Annotated in this window: 3 protein-coding genes; 2 read left to right on the top strand and 1 reads right to left on the bottom strand. The window is 46.6% G+C overall.

The annotated features are described in order from the left end of the window. The first annotated feature begins 598 nt into the window (after positions 1–598). Both C8R30_RS15130 and C8R30_RS16520 read left to right on the top strand, forming a co-directional pair. On the top strand, positions 599–949 hold the full coding sequence (locus C8R30_RS15130; protein WP_090672007.1) for a hypothetical protein: 351 nt from the start codon (positions 599–601) through the stop codon (positions 947–949). Between the two features lie 12 nt (positions 950–961). Continuing rightward, positions 962–7,660 carry a calcium-binding protein gene (locus C8R30_RS16520; RefSeq protein WP_107790499.1) on the top strand — a complete coding sequence of 2,233 codons (6,699 nt, stop codon included), beginning with the start codon at positions 962–964 and terminating at the stop codon, positions 7,658–7,660. 129 nt (positions 7,661–7,789) lie between these two features. Here C8R30_RS16520 and C8R30_RS16030 read toward each other — a convergent pair. Continuing rightward, on the bottom strand, positions 7,790–8,086 hold a 297-nt coding region (locus tag C8R30_RS16030; RefSeq protein ID WP_181258763.1), incomplete at its 5' end, for a putative transposase.

Here is an 8,086-nt window from a genome sequence, read left to right as displayed (position 1 = left end):
AACAGGATGCACACCTCTTACCTCAAAAACCCAAAAAACTAGCGCCTTTGTTACATATTCGTTATAGCATTACCCACAAATTTTCCTGAAGAGCCTAATTTTTGTTGCTCAGCAAAGCCGATTTCCATCTATTGTCTTTTACTGTGCCCGTCATAGCGGTGCCCTTTCGCCTAGGCATATCAATTCACATTAAAGTAAAGCTTAGAAATGGCGTTAATAACTTCAGTTATTCGTGGCTTTGCTAGGAGGCTGTCCGAAAATAGGTTGATCTACTGCGGGCGAACCTGCCAGGCCAGATTTTTCGATCCTTTTCGTTAAATAGAACAACTATTCGCCTCAAATGATCGAAAAATCCAGCTCTGCCAGCTTCACCCTCGGTACGATCACTATTCTCGGACAGTCTCCTAACTGCAATTGTTTGCATATGCTTTCTATCGTTAGGTTTATTGCTCTGAAAGCATGATGAAAATCCGATATACATACGATAGGGCTATTAAATTCATTTGTTGAGGATGCAGATCCGATAATTGACCGGAAGTTATTTCCGTGGTTCTGCCGCTCTTGTTAATTAGTGATTAATGTCGAGAGGAGAATTGAAATGAGTTTTGTAAATGAACGAAAGGAAGATGGAACCTGGCAAACCATAGATCGAGAGCGGAATATTGTTCTTCAGGAAGTAAAGGTTGGACAGCCACAGGAACCAATAGAATTTAACCTAAATATTAATGGAGAAAACGTTTATTTTGATGCATTCAAAAGAATGAAGCAGTTAGAAAGTAAAAAATATCATATCGAGTGGCGAGTAGTACAAATATTCACACAATCTCAGTTTGTACATAATAAATCCCGGCTGCATGCACTAATCAAAGAAGCACTAGATGCATATGGATCAGCTTTTTCTAGAAAGCATGTCGAAACCCTATCTGTAAATTTTGCCCAAAATTTATAGGAGTTCCGGATCATGAATGCACAATCAGCGATCAATGAAATTGCTATCCGAAGCGCCGCAAATAATCCAATGTCAGTTAACGAGCTTCGACTACTGGCAAATAATGTAGATGTCACTATAGGCAATTCAACCTTGCTGCTATATAGCGGAGGGGTAGGAGAGATTATTGATCCTTTAACTGGCTATCGAGAGTTTAAAGCATCAGATTTTGCTGAGTCTCTTTCAAATGCTACTAGTGTAAAAACGATTGCCGATACACAAATTGCTATTTTTTTAAAAAATGTTGATTTTAGGCAAGCGCTAGAAGATGCCGCTGCCCGGGAAGGTTTAAATTTTGACACTTTATATCTAGGAATCGACGAAAATGGCACACGCATTAACAACACTAGTTTCTGGGATGAAGCATCAGCGAGGCTGGTAAACCAGCATACAGGCGATTTTCGTCTGATTATGCCGCATGCACCCGATGGCAGTGTGGCTGTCGAGACCGAGATTCCAACGTTATTACACAAAACAATCCAGCCTGGTCAGAAAGTCAATGGTATCGATCTTCAGGATTGGCAAAATCGCTATAACGCGGAAAAACTGTTGAGTGGTGAGAATGCAGCTAAAGCAGAATTAGTCAGTTTGATCCGCGCGACCTCCAACGCAGATCTGGCAGATATGAGTGTGGGGCGGGATGCTACTGGTAAGTTGTATCTTGATACCAACAGTTATCTGGGGAGAGCGCTCGGTTTGCCTGCCAAGGAAATTCCTGCGGGTATTGAGGTAACACGCCTCGCTTCATTGAGCGATATGCATCCGACCGATGCCGATATGGCCCGCTACGTCAAATACGGTGATCTACTCAACAAGGCAGGTTTGATCGGGGATGTTCTTGGCACAGCGCTGGCAATTGCCCAAGCGCAGCATGCTTACAATAATGGAAATACGAACGAAGCAGGGGCGATTTTAACTGCCCACGCAGGTGGGTTAGTGGGTGGGTTTGCTGCTGGAACGGCATCTGCTGCGCTAGTGGCAGGGCTCCTTCTGGCGCCCGGGGTGAATGTCGGTGTGGGAGCCGGAATGGCCATAACGGGTGCGGCTGGGCTGGCCGGTGGCTACTTTGGCGGTCTGGCTGGAGAAAAGCTTTTCGAAAATTTGTACAAGAATGTTACAAGTATCGATATGGCTCTTTTTTTCCAGAATCTTGTCGGAGATTTTTCTTGGGCAATGAGCCGCCTGGGCAGTATTTTGATGCGTGAACTTGGTGAGCTGACAGCTGTATCAAATGCGGTCAATAATCTTTATCTGCAATTCAAGAATTGGATACCCCCTCGCACCGATCCGCTGGTACTGGATCTGGATAAAGATGGCATTGAAACGGTTGGTATCAGCGGATCGATCGTTTTTGATCATGATGGAGACGGCATTAAAACCGGTACCGGTTGGGTAAGTAGCGATGACGGTTTCCTGGTGCTGGATCGCAATGGTAACGGTACCATCGATACCGGTGCAGAGCTGTTTGGTGTCGATACCTTGAAATCAGATGGTCTATTGGCCAAAGACGGTTTCGATGCATTGTCGGATTTGGATTCCAATTCAGATGGGCTGTTCGACCAGAACGACGACGAGTTTATGCAGGTGCAAGTCTGGCGGGATTTGAACCAGAATGGGGTTTCGACAACGAATGAATTGTTTTCGTTAACCAAATTGGGTGTGGTCAGTATTGAGCTAACGGCTCACCGCGGGAATGTCAATCTTGGCGATGGCAATGTTCAAACCGCTTCAGCCGCTCATCTGACGGTAGATGGTGAGGGGTTAACTGCCAACTTGGATCTTGCCAATAATCCATTTTATCGAAAGTTCGTCGATACGCTTCCCTTAACTGATGAAGTGCTAAGTTTACCTAATGCAAAAGGTTCTGGTTTTGTACGCGATCTGCAAGAGGCAGCCAGTATATCTCCAGCTCTATCGAGTGTGCTGGAAAATTACGCCAACCAAACGAGTTATTTAGCCCAGAAAGCTTTACTAGATGACTTGCTGACCGCCTGGGCAAACACTTCCACCATGAAAACCAGTATTAAGCAGGCTGCTGATAATGGCTATTTTTTATTCTATTTAACACCGAACCAATCATGGTCAGATCATGACACTCACCTGAGCTACTGGAATACTGCGGATGGTGCGCTATTGGATGCACTTGAGCCGGAGATTCGTGAGGAATATCAGAAGCTTCTACAACAGCAGCAAGAGACGGATGCGATTATCAGTGTATTGGAGCGTTTCAATGCTTCAACGTTTGTTGCGGTGGGCGCAGACCAGGTAACGCTGGGCAATGGGTCACGGAATTCGGTAAGTGCGGTAGTAGGTAGCGATGGTACAAGTATAGAAAGAGTTTTCGTATCGCTATCGACCCAGCAAATAGAACTGATGCAGCAAAGTTATGAGGCATTAAAAGAATCGGTTTATGAAAGCCTGGTTTTACAGACGCGGCTTTCCCATTATCTGGATGTGATTGCCTTAAATGAGACTACAGCAGCGGAAGTTGTTGTGGATTTCTCTGCGCTCAACGCACTACTTGATCATCAAAAAAATGTGGATCCTTCCTCTGCTTTGGCAGATTTGATCGAATTAAATAAATATGCTGGCCATGTTTTGTATGCCAACGGGTGGTCTGGCCTGGATATGTTGCGTAGCTGGATTGCCGAAGGTGTTGCTGGTGAGCAAACAGCCGCTATTCTTCATGAATTAGGTGTCAGCAGCGTTAAAGGCGACAATTCTGCAGGTAGCAAGGATGACATCATATTTAGCGCGCCAGCCAATACTGTTTTAAACGGTTATAGCGGCGACGATATTCTCAGTGGCAGAGCCGGGAATGATACGCTGTCAGGAGGTGGCGGTCACGATATCCTTGATGGTGGAAGAGGTCGTGATTTGTTGACGGGTGGAGAGGGTAACGATGTTTTGCATGGCGGCCAGGGCGACAACGATTATCTCCAGGGTGATAGTGGTGATGATACCTATCTGTTTGCAGCAGGCGATGGCAATACCACGATCAATAACATTGATCTGTCAGTTAGTCACGATGTGCTCCGGCTAAAAGAGGGCATCAATCCAGCTGAGGTTAGCGTAAAACGAGATTCCCATCATTTATATCTGACCGTACGAAACACGGGAGAAGTCATAACGGTTATCAATCATTTTTATGAAGAGGGTAACAGTACTTATGCGTTGGATAGGATTGAATTCAGCGATGGTACCACCTGGGATAACGAAGCTATTAAACAAATCGTGATGCAAACTACGTTAGGCAACGACAATATTATTGGCTTTGCATCGGATGATACTGTCGATGGCTTGAGTGGAGACGATAATTTAGCTGGCGTAGGCGGCAATGACTATCTAAATGGCAGCGAAGGTAATGACACGCTAGACGGTGGCGAAGGTGACGATACGCTGCTGGGTGGCTCGGGTAAAGATTATTTGTATGGTGTCAACGGTAATGATGTGCTGGATGGAGGTGAAGGTGCGGACATGCTGTTTGGCGGGGCCGGTGATGATGTGCTGAGAGGTGGGGCGGGCACGAATGACTATCTAACGGGAGATGCGGGCAGTGATACTTACTTATTTGCTGCCGGTGACGGTTCAACCACGATCAACAATTACGATACCGCGACAGATAGCTATGATGTTTTGCGTTTTCTGGAAGGCGTCCATTCCGATGATGTAGCGGTCACCCGTGATTCTTATAGTTTATATCTTACTCTGCAAAGTACGGGTGAAAAAATCTCAATTACTCACTATTTTTACCTGGACGCGACCAGTGATTACGTCTTGGACGCCATTGAATTTAGCGATGGCGCAGTCTGGGATATCGCGATGGTCAAGCAGAAGGTACTGCAAGGTACGCTGGGTACAGACAATCTCATAGGTTTTGTAACCAACGATACGATCGATGGCTTGGCTGGCAACGACACACTGAATGGTGGTGAAGGCGACGATACTTTGTTAGGGGGTTCGGGTAAAGATTATTTGTATGGTGTCAACGGTAATGATGTGCTGGATGGAGGTGAAGGTGCGGACATGTTGTTTGGCGGTGCTGGAGACGATACGCTGAGAGGCGGGGCGGGTGTCAATGACTACCTGACAGGAGATGCCGGCAGTGATACCTATTTATTTGCCGCTGGAGACGGTTCTACCACGATCAACAATTATGATACTGCGACAGATAGTTACGATGTCTTGCGTTTTCTGGAAGGCGTGCATCCCGATGATGTAGCGGTCACGCGTGATTCGTACAATTTATATCTCACTCTGCAAAGTACGGCTGAGAAAATAACGGTCACTCACTATTTTTATCAGGATGCGACCAGTGCTTACGCCTTGGATGCCATTGAATTTAGCGATGGAACAATCTGGGATGTGGCCACTGTCAAGCAGCTGTCAAAAAGAGGTACAAATGGTGACGACAATATAACTGGCTCAGCAAGTGATGATTTCATCGATGGCTTGGCAGGCAATGATACATTGAACGGTGGTGAGGGTAACGATACCTTGTGGGGTGGTTTGGGTAATGATTACCTGTATGGTGTCAATGGCAACGATGTGCTGGAAGGAGGCGAAGGCACGGACATGTTGTTTGGCGGGGCTGGAGAGGATACGCTGAGAGGCGGGACCGGCACTAATGACTATCTGTCGGGTGATGCAGGTAGCGACACCTATTTATTCGCAACCGGTGACGGTTCTACTACGATCAACAATTACGATACTGCGACAGATAGTTACGATGTCTTGCGTTTTCTGGAAGACGTGCATCCTGATGATGTGACGGTCACGCGTGATTCTCATAATTTATATCTCACCTTGCAAAGTACGGCTGAGAAAATAACGGTTGCTCACTATTTTTATCAGGATGCGACCAGTGCTTACGCCTTGGATGCCATTGAATTTAGCGATGGTACAACCTGGGATATTGCGACAGTCAAGCAGAAGGTACTGCAAGGTACGCTGGGTCAAGACAATCTCATAGGTTTTGTAACCAACGATACGATCGATGGTTTGGCTGGCAACGACACATTGAATGGCGGAGAAGGCGACGATACTTTGCTTGGTGGCGCGGGTAATGATTATTTGTATGGTGTCAACGGTAACGACGTGCTGGAAGGAGGTGACGGCACGGACATGCTGTTTGGCGGGGCCGGTGATGATGTGCTGAGAGGTGGGGCGGGCACGAATGACTATCTAACGGGAGATGCGGGTAGCGACACCTACTTGTTTGCAGCCGGTGATGGTCATACCGCGATCAACAATTATGATAGCGCGACAGATAGTTACGATGTCTTGCGTTTTCTGGAAGGCGTGCATCCTGATGATGTGACGGTCACGCGTGATTCGTACAATTTATATCTCACTCTGCAAAGTACGGCTGAGAAAATAACGGTTGCTCACTATTTTTATCAGGATGCGGCCAGTGCTTACGTCTTGGATGCCATTGAATTTAGCGATGGCACAACCTGGGATATCGAGACGGTCAAGCAGAAAGTGCTACAAGGCACACTCGGTCAAGACAACCTGATCGGATTCTCAACGAACGATACGATCGATGGTTTGGCTGGCAACGACACATTGAATGGCGGAGAAGGCGACGATACTTTACTTGGAGGCGCGGGTAATGATTATTTGTATGGTGTCAACGGTAATGACGTGCTGGAAGGAGGTGAAGGTGCGGACATACTGTATGGTGGCGCAGGGGACGATATGCTGAGAGGCGGTGCGGGTGTCAATGACTACCTGATCGGAGAAACGGGTAGTGATACTTATTTGTTTGCAGCCGGTGATGGTCATACCGCGATCAACAATTATGATAGCGCGACAGATAGTTACGATGTCTTGCGTTTTCTGGAAGGCGTGCATCCTGACGATGTGACGGTCACGCGTGATTCGTATAATTTATATCTCACCTTGCAAAGTACGGCTGAGAAAATAACGGTTGCTCACTATTTTTATCAGGATGCGACCAGTGCTTACGTCTTGGATGCCATTGAATTTAGCGATGGCACAGTCTGGGATATCGAGACGGTCAAGCAGAAAGTGCTACAAGGCACACTCGGTCAAGACAACCTGATCGGATTCTCAACGAACGATACGATCGATGGTTTGGCTGGCAACGACACATTGAATGGCGGAGAAGGCGACGATACTTTACTTGGAGGCGCGGGTAATGATTATTTGTATGGTGTCAACGGTAATGACGTGCTGGAAGGAGGTGAAGGTGCGGACATACTGTATGGTGGTGCAGGAGATGATATGCTAAGAGGCGGAGTGGGTGCCAATGACTACCTGATAGGTGATGTAGGTAATGACACCTATCTGTTCCAGATGGCCGATGGAAAAGATACTATCAATAACTATGATACTGACGCGGCAAGTATCGATATTCTGAAAATCACCGATGCCTCTTTTGAAAATCTCTGGTTTAGCCGTAATGCGAGTAATTTACAGATCAATATTGTAGGCACAGATGATCAGCTAACAATTGCTAACTGGTATAGCAGCGATATTTATCAATTGAACGAAATTCACGCGGGATCTGCTATTTTGTCCAATGAACATGTTGATCGCCTCGTTTCTGCCATGTCCGCATATGCCGTGCCAAGTGGTGAGGGGAGTTTTATCTCGCCAGAAATAATGGAGGGGTTACAGCCCTTATTTACAGAAATATGGCTGTAATATCGCTAATAAAATAACCCAAGATTTTCCCTTGGAAAATTCCTTAACGGGGAAATCTTGGGTATGCTGCCTGTCATGAAGCTTGGCAATGTGCCGATCCCAGATACAGACCACCTGATCCCAGCGATTTTAAGATGACCCCAATTTAAAGATCAGACGTAATCCAGATCGGGGAAAGAAGGTTTTGGTAGCATTGAGCTCCTCGCAGAGCTTAGCGATGACCTCATCAGTATGTGCACGTGCGCTGTGGTGCAACCGGACGGTCAAGGTTTTGTTCAGGTAGTCGGGCAAGAGGTCGGCTTCGGTGGCGTATAAGGCACGCAATATTGCCCGAGCCTGATCGGGTTTGGGTAGGAATTCACGGACGATGTTAACCATTGCCGACTCGGCGCGGTAAGCGATGATTTTAATGGTGTCGAGGAAATG

The organism is Nitrosomonas nitrosa (assembly GCF_003051105.1).
GTDB classification, from domain to species: Bacteria; Pseudomonadota; Gammaproteobacteria; order Burkholderiales; family Nitrosomonadaceae; genus Nitrosomonas; species Nitrosomonas nitrosa.
This window is presented reverse-complemented; position numbering and strand designations above follow the sequence as displayed.